This is a genomic window from Chryseobacterium wanjuense (assembly GCF_900111495.1).
Lineage (GTDB): Bacteria > Bacteroidota > Bacteroidia > Flavobacteriales > Weeksellaceae > Chryseobacterium > Chryseobacterium wanjuense.
On record NZ_FOIU01000001.1, the window covers coordinates 1923089 to 1937851 of the forward strand.

The following is a 14763-nucleotide window of genomic DNA, read 5'->3' on the forward strand; positions in this document are numbered from 1 at the left end:
TTATATTTTAATTCCATTTTGTTTTAAAAACAGTACGAAGGTTTCATTATTAGTCACGGGCTCAATAATATTCTTATTATTCTTATACATTGGCCTTACTACTTTGATTTCAGATTTTGGATAAACAATAGCTCTGCTAAGAATCTCTCTTTTACAAACATTACACGGATCGTAGGTTGTAAGAATTCTTATTTTTATTTCTAATTTATTTAGGTCAATGTTATGTTCTGTTGCAATTTTGGCAATGTCTTCATCCATTAATGAAGTAATTTTCACCTCAGAGTCATCAATTCTTGATCTCGAAGGATCTAATGCAGAATCTTCAAACATTTCTTTTTGAATTGGTTCTAAAGTTCTTTCAATACCTTTTCCATTATTCATTAGATCTTTTTTAGATGCACTTGCCCAATAATCATGCTTGGAAAAAAGCAGTTTGCCTTCAAACCATATTTCTAATTCTGCATTTGCAATATTTGTGAATCTAGCCTTCCCACTTTTTAATTTTGCTAAAATTTTAACTTCTTCTAATGAGATTTCTACTTTCTTAATTCTATTAGACAATTTACCATAATACCATTCATGTCTTACCTTTCTGAAGTCCAAACCCGCTCTTTCCCTTTGAAAGCTTTTTCTGGCGTATTTTAAATGACTTTCTATTCTCTGTATGTTTAGATTTGTTGATCTAAACTTTTTCCTTTCTTTAATTTTTTCATCTAAAATCTTTCGTGGATCTTCTTCAATCTCTTGTTTAGAGAGCTTTTTGTCTATCTCTTTTTCAGCATTATCAAAAGATTCTTTAACTTCACTTTCAGCCGTTTTCGCTTCCAGTTTCTTAGAAAAATCATCAGACTCTTTCCTCAAAGTTTCATAATAACCTTCAAGATATTTTTGAGTTTGCTTTTCTAGTGCCAACTCTTTTTCTGCTTTGGAAAGATTTTTCAATAAAGAAATTTCCTCTGCAACCTTGCTTGCTTTTCCAGCCTTCAATGCCGGAACTAAAAGAGTAATGATATCTGGCATTAGCTCTCCAAGTTCTTTATAGCGATAATACTGATTACTGCCATATTTCAAATACCAATTAGGAATTTCTTTTATTGCAATGCGAAACTTTTCCCATAGCTTTTTTATAAAATCCTCAAAATTATAAACGATTTCATTTAAAAGTTCCTCAAAAGCTTCTCCTAATGCATCTGTAAGTGCAAAGCCAATTCCATCTCTTGCAATGATCATTATTAAAGAGACTAAATCTACAATTCCGGCAGCAAACTCTATGCATCCATTCCAAAGACCAACTAAAAATGCATTGAGATTATAAATCTCATTAAGCATTTCTCCTTCAGGTAAAAGATCATCTAATATTTTTAAACCTTCATCCAATAAAGAAGAAAACTTATCAAACAAATATAATAAAACATTGCCTAAAATTTCTTTGAAAATCTTATCTATAGCAGCATCATTTTTATCAGGCTTCGAGATATTATCAATATGTTGTTTGAATTCATTTTTTATGGTTTCTTTTATACTTTTTCTGTTTTGGGGAGCTATAATATCTGGAAGAAAAGCCGGGGTAAAATCTTTTTCTAATAAGGCATTCCAATATTTTTCTTCATTATATTTTTTTGTTCTCATCCATTGTGAGATTTCCAAAAGCTTTTTAGGTGTGTTCAATCCTAAAAATTCTTCTCCTTGCAAAAGAATTAAAAACAATAACATGTCATCGAATTTCTTCTTCTTATAATCATATTGTATGGCTTTTGCTAAAAGATTTTTTAATTCCACAGCATTTAGCTTTCTTTCTTTTTCCGCTTCTGAGAATGCAAGACTTGAATCAGTTTTTATTTCAAAAGATCTATTCAAAAATTCTTCGGCTAAATGATCTTCGTCAGTTTGTCCTAAAAAAGGATATTTAAAACGTAGCTTTTCTATAGCTTTTTCCCCAAGTTTGACTCTTACAATTTTTCCAAAATCGAATTTTCCGTCGTCTGTTTCAATAAGAAACATGACTTGATTATCTTCGGGTTTAAAATCAGGATTTGCGTATTGTTTTAAAACTTCTTGTCCATCAGGATTCGCATATACTACAAACTTTATGTCATCCCAATTTTCTTCTATGGAATTGTTATATAATGAGGCTAATGCAGAACTGAGCTTCTTGGAAAGATCTATAATACTAAAATTGGACTCGTTTAAAACTCGAGAGGGACCATAATCTGAAACTGCAAACGCGGGTAATCTTTTTTCCCAATACTGCCCAAAAGGACTGTCTTTAAATGCACTTATTTGATCAAAAGTTTTCTCTTTGGTTTTAAAGAAGTTTTGTTTGTTGAGTAATCCATTTTGGATATCATTTTCTGAAAGAAGTTTAGAACCGGATAACCCGATACTTCCTTTACTATTTAATATTTCTAAACTCATTTTGTGATTTTTAAGATTAAAAAGGCAGAGTTTTTCAGGCTCTGCCTAATATTAATTTATGAGAGTTTATCCAGTTCATCTTTGTGGTTTTCCACAAACAACTGCAGGTAATAGTCTAACAGTTCTAAAAACCTGATCTTATTACTTTTCAAAAGCCAAAGCATGTATTTATAGCTCGGCACTTTTACTTTATCTGTTGTCTGGTCACCCTGAGGCTCTTTTAAAGGAAGCTCGATGGGACTGTTGGAATCATCCAGGAGATAGCTGGCTGTTTCTTTATAGATGATCCATTCCGGAGCCGGCAAAGAGATCTTAACTTCTTCACCGGTTTCCTTATTTTTCAAAACCTGCTCATATCTGAAATAGATAAACTCTTGCTCAGATTTGGCGTCGATATCTAACACACGGATACTTCTGTTGAATTGGGGAAGGATCGGGTGTGCATGCATCGGCAATTCTGCAAGGTTTAAAGAGGTATTTCCGATACTATTTAGGATTTCCTGTATATTTTCTGGTATTATTATATGATCGTTCATGGTTAAAATTTATATTGTTCTAAAATGTTAAATGATGCTGAAGTAGCAGATGGTGAGTTTCCTATCATGGCAAATAAGCTTAATGCAATTACCGGAGCTGATTTGGTATAAATCCTCGTGGTATTATTCATCGTAACGGATATGGTAAATAGTCCATTGTTGCGTATGATCTGCATTTCACCCGTATAGATACCCCAAAAGGTAACCCCTTGTGAGCTTAAGTCTGGAAAGATAGAAATTCCTCCTCCTCTGTAGTTGATACTCCCTCTTCCTTTTATCACTGATAAATCGCTAAGGGCAACCGCATCAGCATTATTACAAAGACCAATGACAAAAGGGGTATTGTTGTCGGCTCCGGATTGAACATTGGTAATATTAATTCCTATTCTTAAGTAGAAATTGTCATCTTCACCAAATAGTTCACTTGATTTCCCTGCCGAAACAGTTGTTAAATCATTGCCTTGATACGCCTTATTTGCAGGGTTACTGTTATAGGTAACCGAACTGTTCCCTCCTATCATCGTATTAGAACCTGGCGTATATTCTGCATAAGTCCAGGTTAGTGGAGGGATAGAAGGTACAATTGAATTAACAATCTGAAGCATTGTATTGGCTCCGGTTAAATAATATGCCACACCATTCCACAATCGTATTTTGTATTTTCCTTCTGCAATGGTTGAAAAATTAAACCAAAAAGAAAGATCAATACCGTTGTCGTACAGCTGTACCTGCGATGCAGGGATCTCAGCAACTACAACAGGATTCAAATCGGTGCTTGATTCCGTACAGAGTTCAATTTTAAAACTGGTAGGAGGTAAATTCAAATTGGCTCCCTTTAATGTTATCCAAGTGGGTTTATTAGCCCTGTCAACAATAGGCGGGGATATAGAAGCTACACTCATCGTAGCTGTTGTCCATCCACCGTTCATCGCTGTTTTCCAAGCTGTTTTTTCTGCAGTAGAAAGGGTTGTCGGTAAGCTTAAAAAAGGCTGCTTTCCATTAGTTTTCCCCACCCGTCCTGAAGCATTCTGGGATAAAAATGTATTGAATGTGGAATCATTCGAAACATCACTCAGTCCTGTAATTGAATAATACAATCCGAATGTATTAAGCGTCCAGTTGGCTCCCAAAGTAAGTCCGGCTCCTGCTACAGTTGTAAGTGATGAATTGGCAACATTCTTTCCCAAATCTCCCGCAGGAAGTTTTGCCACTTCTCCATTATCATTCAAACCAATAATCTTGGGATAATCCTGTGCATTGCCATCTACTGAAGGAATATCTAATTTCAGGGTTAATCTTTCACGTGTATTTGCATTGTAGTCTGCCTGGCTTGCAATACCTTCGGCAATTAAATCCGGATTAGAAATGCTTACATGTTTATCTGAAAGTTCCACCGGAATTGATCCTTCTACAACAGCATGGGTCTTTAAATCTCCATTAACATCAATCGCGTAGTCTGTATAAGTTGCTCCGCCCGGTTCTGCTACCTGGTAAATAACATTGGTTTCTCTTTCTCCTATCGGAGGTAATGCATTTACTCTTATAATTTTTCCAATATTGGACATAATCTTGTTTTTTAGTTAATAGTTTTCTTAAAGCCAATCGCCCGTAATGATTTTTTCTTCTTCTCCGGGCTGAATACCAAGCAGGTTGTCATTCTTTTCAAAATTGAATTTCCCCGGAGTAATCACTTCAGATGGAACTTCAAAATCATCAGGATTTTCCGTAGTAAATGGTAAAGCGTGTGCTACTTTCAATCCAATGCTTTCTGCCTGAAGAATATTTAATGTTGTAGGAATTCTTGTTAGCCAAGCCTTTCCTTCTTTTTTTCCTTTTGGCTCTTTCATTTCGTCTACGATCGATAAATACAACTCATCCCCGATTACAGGAACTTCACCGCCATTCCAGATTTTACCGGTTGCCAGATAGAACTGTACTGCATCTTCAAAGCCGGGACGAACCGTTACAATCACTCTTGCCATACCGCTCTGCAGGAAATTTCTGAACAAAGGATCCGTATTTTCTGATTGATAGAGATCTACCCAATTCTGTTTCTTTCCCCAGTAATACGGGTACAGGTAATAAGAAAGATTATCCCATTCAAACGCCTGTTCCATGAATTTTACAAAAGCAGTGTACTTATCTAGTTTTGAAGAAAGCACAGTCTCATAATCATTAAATGAATTTCCCTGAGTGAGTCCTGATAAACCATATCCATGAGTAGAATCAGTGGCTCTGTCTGCCATATAGGAGATACAGTTTTTACGTAATACTGTATTTTCAATCTGTCTGTAGAAATTAGGATTTGAATCTTTAATCACTACCGCTTTGTTATCCGCTTCAGCTTTAGCATTATTATAAGCTATAAGAGCGTCTTCATAGGCATTGATAATAGCATTGAAAGTTTTTTGCTGCCATGCATTTCTAGCCTTCTGAGTAAGTCTGCAGGTGATATTTAAAGCGCCCTGAATAATTGGGCTCTCTCCGGTGGCAAATGAGAATTCCAATTTATCTTTTACATTTAATCCATCGATAGTACCGCTTTTTTGGGTATCTGCAGTACTCATAATCCATGACGAACTTTTACCTGCAATAGACATGAAGGCAGCATGATTCCCATAAAAACCATGAGGCCAGGTATTGAACACATACTCAACATTAGTAGCAGTATATCCTTCAGGAATAAGAACTTCACCATTTCCGTTCACTACTTGAATCTTTTCATCATCTTTACCGCTAAATGCAGGATCTCGCCCCGTAAAAGCTTTGGTGATAGAAAAAGATTCCATTGGTTTTTCATCAAGCTCTGCATTGTATTTCCCCATCCAGTACTTCAACTTCACCTCATTGGCTAAAGCGCTGTAATCACTGATCTGCATATCACCCTCTGCCCTTGGATCAACAGGTTTTATCAAATCAATTTGGTCAGGATCTTTTATTTCTTTCATTCCTAATAAATGAAGCCTGGCGGGTTCGGGTATCATGAATTCGAACATTGTTCTTATGCCATAATTATAGATCTGGTTTTTCATAAGCTTATCAACCCATCTATATACTCCAACAACATGCTTGTCGCCTTTTCGGTTATCCAGGCCGTGAGAATTACTTTCTTCAAATTCATCAATGATTTTTTCAATTCTTTCTTCATGAATTTTTGTTACGATCCTGTCCATCGCTCTCGCTGTGATATCCTGAGCTTGTATAGTTGCCTGTCTTGTACTTTCTTCTTTCGATGTATGATTAGCAAAATTTGCAGCAATTCCAGTATTAAAACTAGCTCCCATTCCTGCTCCTCCTGTCTTCCAAGAGGCATCAAAATGAGTGCTTAGACTCATATCTCTAGCTTCCTGTGCCATTTTTGAGATCTCGCTCTGCATTTCAAAACGATTGGCAGTAGTGGTATCCGTAAGCTGTTCCCGTTCCGTATCTGATGATGTAGTGGTCGTATTTTCACTTCTTCTCAATCTTCTGGTAGATTTTTCACGGTATTCTCTTGCCATTACGTTTTCGATATGGGCAACTTCGCCTTCTACATAAGCGTGGGTGCTTTGCTCTACCTTTAAATAATCTGCCACACCAATATTTTTAAACCCGAACCCGGAAGGAATAAAGTTGTTTTCATCGTCAATGATCACAGGATCTTCCCCTTCTTCAACCTGCAGGACAAAATCTCCTGTATTGCATGCTCTGGCCGTAACACCGGGAACGGTAAACTCGGCGACCCTGCCATTGGCAAATACCACTTTAACCCTTAATGTAGAATCCTGAATAGTGTAAAAATCCAAACCTGGACTGTACAAATCATTTAGGAAAATGGTATTCCCTGTTCTGGTTTTTACAAAATACACCCCATCAATTGAGGATGGCGTTCCATTGGGAGTAAGAGCATAGGATAATAAATTTACATCCCATGAAGAGTCCGGAACATTCAAAGCCAGATTAAGAGTATATCCTTTATAAATAAAATTCGGGCAAACCTGGAAGGTAAAAGGAACAGAAATAGTTTTTGATGCAGGGATGAGAATACCTCCGATACTTTTATAAACTTCTTCATTTCCCTGAAAACTCTGAACGATCAGATTATTCAGCTCTTCTACATTTTTATCGACTGCAGTATTGATTTCTCCAAATGTATTCCTCCCTTCTAAAACAGATTCAAGGTCATTAATGCTTTCTTCCACAGAACGTGAAGATGATTCTCTTTCGGGATCGAACGTATATCCTAATACATCGAGTAAAGCTTCTAAATTTTCCGGTTTTAGTTCTGTTACTAACGATTCTGCGCTTACTTCATCCTTAAACTTGAATTCAAATTCCGGAAGTCTTGGAAAAGGAACCACCGGCAGCTGCTGGCATGGATCTTCAGGGTTATACTCTGTTCCGGGAGGTCTGGTACTGCAATATTCTTGTTTAGAATCAGCAACTGCCTTATTATATTCTTCAAGAATAGGAATTATTCTCTCTTGATGTGCTTGATTCTGAATCTTAAATTCTGTCTCATAATCCTTTTTATATTGTTTAATGACGGCAGAAAGATTCCTGTTCAACAGTTCGATTCTACTGAGTTTTGTTTTTGCAGCGGAAATTTCCTGCTGTTTTTTCATATCATCAGTAGGCAAGGTTTGCATAACTTCACTACCCAGAGCTTTAGAGCTGGAGGTTATAGCTAGTATGTTATTATCATCCAACATTAGTTCTTTTGGAAGAACTACTTTTGCTGCAAGAGCCAACAAAACATCATTCTCCCCTGTAACAGAAAGAGTATGAAGTGCCAAAAGCATTTGTATAAGGGTTTCTTTAAGATAGAAATTTTCCTGTGTAACTACCTGGTAAATTAAGTTATTCCATAAAACATGAATTTCTGGAATCAGGTAGCCCGGCGGTAACATCTCTTGTTTTGCTGCTTCAAATTCTTCGTAAGTACATCTTGTCTTATTTACCGCCAGCCAAATGGCGAATGTATACAGTTCAGGATAGCCGGCTTTAAAATCGGTCAAGCTTTCAATACGGTCGGCGTTTGTTTTAAAAACTTCAGCCCTCTCACGTAAGAGCTTTTGTTTAGGTCCTGTACCTTCCGTTACCGGTTCATAAAAAGCGGTATCGGACTTCATTTGTTCAGGAAAAAAAATAAATCTTTTATCCTGATCTTTTTCATCAGAAAGTTGAGGGCTACGTAAGCTTACAAATCTAAAAAGTGTCTGGGTCGGGGTGTTCTCTGCAATTGGATCTGCAGCGCTTTCATTTTCTGTCATTTGGTAATCTTGTTTTGGGTTATTTTTTAGTGAGTTCTCCGTTTATACGGATAGGTAATTTGCTACTATTGTGGAAAAAAAGTATCGGTTCTTATGGTTATTAAATTATATTATCAGTTTTGTTAAATATATAAAAAATACATAATATTAATTCACATATTAACGTATATTAATACACAAAATCAAATAAATCAACCAAATAAATCAATATAACTAAATATTTACTAATATAAATACATTATTATTTATCGTATTAATTAGTTTAAATACTCACGTTAATTTTTTATAATGAAGTAAAAGTTCAGATCTTTATCATTCTATTTTTTTTCTTAATGCAAAGATCTGAACTGGAAGCGACAGAACTTGTCGTGTTAAAATTATAATTTGAAATTTTTGTAAGAATTTTTAAATCCAGTCATTCTTTTTTAGACAACTTAGATGAAAATTCTTATCATATTGCACGTATACATTCTTCTCCAATTCTGTTGTTATTATTAAAAACATGTCTGCATCATTTTACACATCCGTGAAGGACAGATAAACAAACGAGTATAAAAGTATTCTTAACTAATATAAAGCAGTGCTATTAAAACGTTCATACTTCATAAATCTTAATATTTATGAAAACAGCATATTTATATGTCAGAGTAAGCACTGACGAACAGAAGAGAAAAGGTTATTCTCTTCCTGAACAGGAAGATAGACTACTGAAATATTGCGAACAGAACCAAATTGTCGTCAAAGGAATCTTCAGAGAAGATTTTTTAGCAAAGGATTTTAACCGACCCGAGTGGAAGAAAATTATTAAGAAATTAAAAAGTAATAAAAAAAGACCAGCTGAAAATATACTTTTCATCAAATGGGATCGTTTTAGCCAAAACATTGAATATGCCTATCAAATGCTTGGTATATTAAGGGGGCTAAATACTAAGCCATTGGCTATTGACCAACCAATTGATTTTGATGTACCTGAAAGTATAGTGATGCTTGCGGTATATCTTTCAATACCCGAAGCTGAAAACAACAGAAGAGGTAGAAATGCTTCCGATGGGATACGTAGATCCCGGAAAATGGGCAGATGGGCAGGAAGAGCCCCCATGGGATACATAAACCAGTCAACACAAGAAGGAAGAAAAATCATCGTACCAAAGCAACCACAGGCAGGTTTGATTAAGTGGGCTTTCGAACAGTTTGTAAAAGGTACATATTCTATCAATCAAGTTAGAATCATGACTGTTCAGAAAGGATTACAGTGTAGTAAGAACAATTTTGGAAAATATTACGCAATCCTATTTATTGCGGGATAATAACGGTTAAAGCCACTAAAGATGAAGATGTTCAATTTGTAAAAGCAATCCATGAACCTATTATATCTGAAGATCTTTTCCGAACAGTTCAGTTTCTTCTTAAAAGCAGGCGTAAACAAAATGAAGCAAAGCTTTATACAAAATTCTTATTCCCACTTAGAGGACTCATAGACTGTCCTTTCTGTGGGCAAAAGTTTACAGGAAGTACCTCTAAGGGGAAACGGGCAAAATACAGATATTACCATTGTACAACTTCGAAATACAAGGGCAGATTTAGAGCGGATATTCTTGAATCTTCATATGGAAATTACTTAGAAAATATTACTCTCCTCCCCAATCTATACAAGCTTTTTAATCTTATATTGGAAGAAGAAAATATATTCTCTGTAAGAAGACAATGTTTAGATGAAAGAAAAACTATTTTTTCAGAAATTTCCCAGCATAAGCAATTCTTAGCAAAAGCTAGAAGATATCTACTTGCAGGAAAAATAGATTTTGAAGATTTCAGGGACACAAAAAAAGAACATAATCAAATTATGCATAATCTAAATGACAGATTACAACATCTTACTCGTAAACTAAGTATAGATAATTCTGAACATGCAGATATATGGTCTGATAATGGAATTAATATTTTTCAATTCTATAACATCCAAGATTTCGTAGGTAAAAGATACATTGCAAGTATGTTTATACCTTCTGAAATAGACATATTTGAAAGAAATTTTAGATCAATACAAATAAATCCAACTCTAAAAAAATAGTAATGTATGATGCTACAATCGAAGATAGGACTAAAAAACCATTACAAATTACAGAAAAGGATATTAATAGAATTACACAATCTTTTTCTGAAAGAATGGTTTCTATCAATCAGGCAATAAGAATACTACGGGATAATGACATACGTATTAATAATGACGAGGCAATCATTATCTTAGATTTTCTCTATATGTTAGCAGCATCTTTTAAAAAGGATACTAATCTGGAATTGAGAGATTGATTGAGTAAAGGATTATTGAACACAAAATAATGGATAATGCGAAAATTATCAAGACAAATATTTTTTCGTCAAAAAACAGTAGAAAACTCGAACACTTTTTAACACAACAACAAAGTAATGTAATCAACTGAAAATCAACACACATAAAACACAAAAAAAGGAGACGTTAAAAAATAAACGTCTCCCTAAGCGGAGAGTGAGGGATTCGAACCCTACCTTCCAATATGCGATGGATATTGACTTTTTATGTTGATGATTTAAAGAGTGCCACAAATGCGCCACAACTTTCAATTGTCTCCTAAAAAGTCATCTTAAGAACTTTCTTTTTTTTGGTGCGGAGAAAGAGGGATTCGAACCTAACTGATAAACGCTGTGGTGGTGCTGATTTTCACTTGTGAAAATTAATCAGAGCCACGAATACGCCACAACTTTCTATCGGATGTTCTAAAACCAATTCTCCTTATAAGCACATATTTTACATACCTGCAAAATACTAACGACTATATTCAAAGAGCATATATTTCGAGTTATAAATATAATTAAAATTAATGAGTTAAGTACAAAATGTAACAAACATTATCAATGACATCTTATTGAGATCTAGTTTTGGTATTAAAAATAATTATTATAAATTAGGATCAACCTATATGTAAGCCAAATTGATAAAATATATTTTGACCCCGTGAAACTACCTAGTGAATTTGAAGACCAATATGTAAAAGATGTTCTTTATAATAGATCATTAGAAAACCTGCCGGATGAAAAATGGGAACCCATAGAAGGTTATGAAAGTTATAAAATTTCGAATTACGGAAGAGTGAAAAGTCTTGCACGTGAGACTTTATCATTATTTGGTAAAGAGCGAACACTCCCGGAGATGATAATGAAACCCGGTTTTGTAAAACATTTTAACAAATACCTCAATAAGTATTTTTATAATATCAATTGTAGATTATCACGGGATGGCAAGAAAACCAGTAAACCTGTATCTCGTCTCGTATATTATCATTTTGTTGAGGAATTTGATTTCTATGACCAACGTATTCACATTGAGGCTAAGGACGGTAACAGGCTTCACGTGCATAGTTCTAATTTAAAAAAAAATTCAGCCAGTGAGAGAAGTTTGAAGACCTTTCGTATGGACAAAGCTAAAAATCGACATGTCTTTTACCAGCAAACTGTCAGCCAATATACCACTGAAGGAGAGCTTGTTGCTAATTTTGACAGCTTTTATGCAGCAGAAAAAGCTTTCGGCATAGATGCAACAGCTATTTACCATGCAACCACTAAACAAACTTTAGTCGCAGGAGCATATCGCTGGTTCTTACAAAGCAATCCTCCTAAAAAGGAAGATTTTATCGTCTCTGATAAATCCGGAAAATGGTTTAATGAAGAACTATGGATAAGATTGGGTAAGCCCCTAATTGATAAAAAGAGCCCACCCTCTTGTATGAATCTCTCTATTGAAGATCTCCCAAACGAAAAATGGAAACCGATACCCGGTTTTAAGGGACGGTTCAGTATTTCCAATAAAGGAAGGATAAAAAGATGGGGTAGCTGGAATCCAGTCGGAAGAAAGTTTTTTCAGAAAGATAGCATCGTCCCCCAGTTTGTTGAGTTTAAAGGGGATACTATATATTCAATGTGTGTCGTATTAGATGATTTATATGATAAAAAGAAGAAAAGCCGAATTGAAATTGCTAGATTTCTTTTTCATTGTTTTGTCAAGGCTATTGACCTCAATGATAAAACGCTTATTGTACTCAATGAAAATAATCCCCAGTGGGAATTAGATCTGTCAAAGCTTGTATTACGATCTGTCAAAGATATTCCCAAAGGGAAAAAATTAAAATCGATACGTATCCTACTTAATTCAAAAAAAACATTTAACGATGTTCTTTGGGAAAAACTAGGCAAACCAGACGTTAAAAAAAAAAATCCTCCACCAATTCTGAATTTGTCTCTATCGGATCTTCCTAATGAACATTGGAAGCCCTTGCCTGGTTATGAAGGGAAATATGTTATTTCCAATAAAGGAAGAGTAAAACGACTAAGTGGCTGGAAAATGGGAATTCAATTTTTTGCTGAAGAGCAGATTTTGACCATCAATACAGATAAGTTCAAAGACAGTCTTTATCTATGCTTTCGGTTACATGAACAGATACGTAGAAGGTCGATGAGACTTCACCGCCTACTCTATCATTGCTTTGTGGAAGAATTTGATCTGAACGACACCTCAATGGTTGTGGTTAATGATAATATCCCACTATGGGAAATGGATCTCTCAAAACTATCATTACACGATTCCAATTCACGGCTTAATCAAAAGAGACTGATCGCACAAAACAAATCGGGAAATAAATAATTATCAGGTTACGTGTAGTAAAGCCCTGGATTACTACTCTATTACATTTATTCATACTCTTTCGTTTAGGATTCTTTTAGGACGTACAATTCTATAGGAAGGCATGTAAGCACATAAGCTACCTTATTCTTATGTAAAGCATCGTTATATGTCAGAATATGCTTTATCAATAATAAAAGAGATGGCCTCCTTCACCTTTTGTCTTCCTTCTTTGCTTTTAAGATCCAGCCCACAAAACGTATTATTATTGGTCGTGGCATAAATATCGAGATAATAGATACCCGAAACAAGCAGAGCCGTTATTGCCCGGTAGCGTCCCGCCTTATCACCAAAATGTGGATCACAAACATTCTTAAAAATCACCTCACCTTCTTTCTCCCGGTTGTCTGCAAGTTTTTTCAGTGATTTTCTGTTTTCGGTCAGCCCCCACAGAATAATTTTCTGAAGTTCCTTGTTTTCAAAAACGTAATCAAACTGGGACTGTAGAAGTTCCTTAGAAATAGCCTGCCCGCCATCCCGGATATCCGGACTGTCCTCTTCCTGCTTTACATTGCTCCAAAAATCCTGAGTGCTTATGTACTGGTCGATCAGCTGCTCCGTACCTCCAAAATAATTATAAATCAGCTTTTTATCCAGTCCTGCCGTTGCTGCTATGTCATTTACTTTAAGCGCTGAGACGCCCTTTGTCTTCAATATTTTCCCTACCGCATCCAAAAACTTCTTTTTACTCCTTTCTTTATTTTTGAAAACTCCATCGGTAATTTTTCTTTTCATAAATTCTCAATGCATGGATAAAAAATATGATACAATAAATATAGTATTATTTTATCACCAAATGGTGATATATTTGTTACGATTGCATAATTTATTTTGGTATAGAACATTTGACTTAAAGAGTAAATATAAGTGATCCGGACAACTAGAGCATAAAGAATAGCCCTGTAATTCCTCATCATAACCCTTTAGTTATAAAAACAAATGCACCATGCACGTACAACTAGTCACTATTCTCGACAGCAAATTAGAGGAAGTGATCCGCAAATTCGCCAGGATGCCATTTCAGCTGTCGGCCGCCAACTTCAGCATTGCTGCACAGATACTTGAACATAGCTCGTTAATGTTGAAAAATTATATAGACCTGTTAATAGCCCTACGACTGCTCCCAGAAAAACACGAATATTATAAGCAGCAAATTCATATCACACATACCCACAGTAAAATACACCTGGTATCGGGCGATATTAATGAAAAAATCCTTATTGCTATTAAGGATAGAGTAACCCTGATGCTTCATAAATATTCGGAGCATGAACTGAACCCGGTTATTTCCATATATCAGCATTACAATAGTCCTGATGAATTAATACTTGTAACTGGTTTAAGTATTATTGATAAAAAAGCATCGACCGCAATAAGCCTCCTTCATCAATTGAGTTTACCGGTGAACCTATTCGAATTCAATACGTACAGACCGGTTTACCTCATAGAACTCCTGAAATCCTATCAAAAAGATACCAATCTCTCCGTACATAGGCTGGCAGCACAGTATGGAAAAAGTTATAAACAAGTCCAGAAAGATTCGAAGTCATACTTTGGAAGTACACTGTACAGCTTTATTTTGAAACTCAAAATGCTCGATACTGTTGAGGACATTATGTTTACGGATCTTAGCTTAAAAGAAATCGCTTATAAGAACGACTTTGCAGACTATGGCAGCATGTATAGGTTATTCAAGCAGTATCGATTTTCTTTAAAACAGATTCCAAGATTTTTAGAGTTTAGTACCAGTGGAATTATATGCTATGTTTTGGCTGCTTTTTATTATATGTGAAGTACTATTTACAATAACATGGTAATTATTTGTCTCTTTTAGTTTTAGGGGGAA

10 protein-coding genes and 1 pseudogene are annotated in these 14763 nt (G+C 35.2%); 6 read left to right on the forward strand and 5 right to left on the reverse strand.

The window, feature by feature from the left end; translation table 11 throughout:
- Genes BMX24_RS08640 through BMX24_RS21335 form a run of 4 tightly spaced genes read right to left on the reverse strand, consistent with a single transcriptional unit; the run spans position 1 to position 8203 of the window.
- Positions 1-2415, reverse strand: coding sequence for a hypothetical protein (locus BMX24_RS08640; RefSeq protein ID WP_089791623.1), 2415 nt, complete (start codon positions 2413-2415; stop codon positions 1-3).
- Between the two features lie 56 nt (positions 2416-2471).
- Positions 2472-2951: a hypothetical protein gene (locus tag BMX24_RS08645; RefSeq protein WP_089791624.1), complete on the reverse strand. Its 480-nt coding sequence runs from the start codon at positions 2949-2951 to the stop codon at positions 2472-2474.
- 2 nt (positions 2952-2953) lie between these two features.
- Entirely contained in the window at positions 2954-4516 is a 1563-nt protein-coding gene (locus BMX24_RS21170; protein WP_089791625.1) for a hypothetical protein, read from the reverse strand.
- Between the two features lie 27 nt (positions 4517-4543).
- Positions 4544-8203 carry a hypothetical protein gene (locus BMX24_RS21335; protein WP_228404750.1) on the reverse strand — a complete coding sequence of 1220 codons (3660 nt, stop codon included), beginning with the start codon at positions 8201-8203 and terminating at the stop codon, positions 4544-4546.
- 620 nt (positions 8204-8823) lie between these two features.
- Here BMX24_RS21335 and BMX24_RS08660 point away from each other — a divergent pair.
- The 5 genes and pseudogenes from BMX24_RS08660 to BMX24_RS08675 all read left to right on the forward strand — a co-directional run bounded on the left by BMX24_RS08660 (position 8824) and on the right by BMX24_RS08675 (position 12878).
- Positions 8824-9510: a recombinase family protein gene (locus BMX24_RS08660; RefSeq protein ID WP_089791626.1), complete on the forward strand. Its 687-nt coding sequence runs from the start codon at positions 8824-8826 to the stop codon at positions 9508-9510.
- Positions 9510-9776, forward strand: a pseudogene (locus tag BMX24_RS21510) (zinc ribbon domain-containing protein); the annotation flags it as partial. The gene BMX24_RS08660 and the pseudogene BMX24_RS21510, both read left to right, overlap by 1 nt.
- 96 nt (positions 9777-9872) lie before the next feature.
- Positions 9873-10274 (forward strand): hypothetical protein, encoded by a 402-nt coding sequence (locus BMX24_RS21340; RefSeq protein WP_228404753.1) that lies wholly within the window; start codon positions 9873-9875, stop codon positions 10272-10274.
- Positions 10275-10276: 2 nt separating this feature from the next.
- Positions 10277-10513 (forward strand): hypothetical protein, encoded by a 237-nt coding sequence (locus BMX24_RS08670; RefSeq protein WP_089791627.1) that lies wholly within the window; start codon positions 10277-10279, stop codon positions 10511-10513.
- A 682-nt stretch (positions 10514-11195) separates the two neighbouring features.
- Positions 11196-12878, forward strand: a complete 1683-nt coding sequence (locus BMX24_RS08675; RefSeq protein ID WP_089791628.1) for an NUMOD4 domain-containing protein — start codon at positions 11196-11198, stop codon at positions 12876-12878.
- 144 nt (positions 12879-13022) lie between these two features.
- Here BMX24_RS08675 and BMX24_RS08680 read toward each other — a convergent pair whose 3' ends face one another.
- Positions 13023-13652 (reverse strand): TetR/AcrR family transcriptional regulator, encoded by a 630-nt coding sequence (locus BMX24_RS08680; RefSeq protein WP_089791629.1) that lies wholly within the window; start codon positions 13650-13652, stop codon positions 13023-13025.
- 211 nt (positions 13653-13863) lie between these two features.
- Between BMX24_RS08680 and BMX24_RS08685 the strand changes: the two genes are divergently transcribed.
- The gene (locus BMX24_RS08685; protein ID WP_089791630.1) at positions 13864-14709 is read left to right on the forward strand and encodes a helix-turn-helix domain-containing protein; all 846 of its coding nucleotides are present in this window, start codon (positions 13864-13866) and stop codon (positions 14707-14709) included.
- Positions 14710-14763: the final 54 nt, after the last annotated feature.

Coding starts and splice junctions, on each gene's coding strand:
- BMX24_RS08645 (WP_089791624.1), bottom strand. CDS start 2,951: ATGAACGATCATATAATAATACCAGAAAATATACAGGAAATCCTAAAT.
- BMX24_RS08640 (WP_089791623.1), bottom strand. CDS start 2,415: ATGAGTTTAGAAATATTAAATAGTAAAGGAAGTATCGGGTTATCCGGT.
- BMX24_RS21170 (WP_089791625.1), bottom strand. CDS start 4,516: ATGTCCAATATTGGAAAAATTATAAGAGTAAATGCATTACCTCCGATA.
- BMX24_RS21335 (WP_228404750.1), bottom strand. CDS start 8,203: ATGACAGAAAATGAAAGCGCTGCAGATCCAATTGCAGAGAACACCCCG.
- BMX24_RS08680 (WP_089791629.1), bottom strand. CDS start 13,652: ATGAAAAGAAAAATTACCGATGGAGTTTTCAAAAATAAAGAAAGGAGT.
- BMX24_RS08670 (WP_089791627.1), top strand. CDS start 10,277: ATGTATGATGCTACAATCGAAGATAGGACTAAAAAACCATTACAAATT.
- BMX24_RS08685 (WP_089791630.1), top strand. CDS start 13,864: ATGCACGTACAACTAGTCACTATTCTCGACAGCAAATTAGAGGAAGTG.
- BMX24_RS08660 (WP_089791626.1), top strand. CDS start 8,824: ATGAAAACAGCATATTTATATGTCAGAGTAAGCACTGACGAACAGAAG.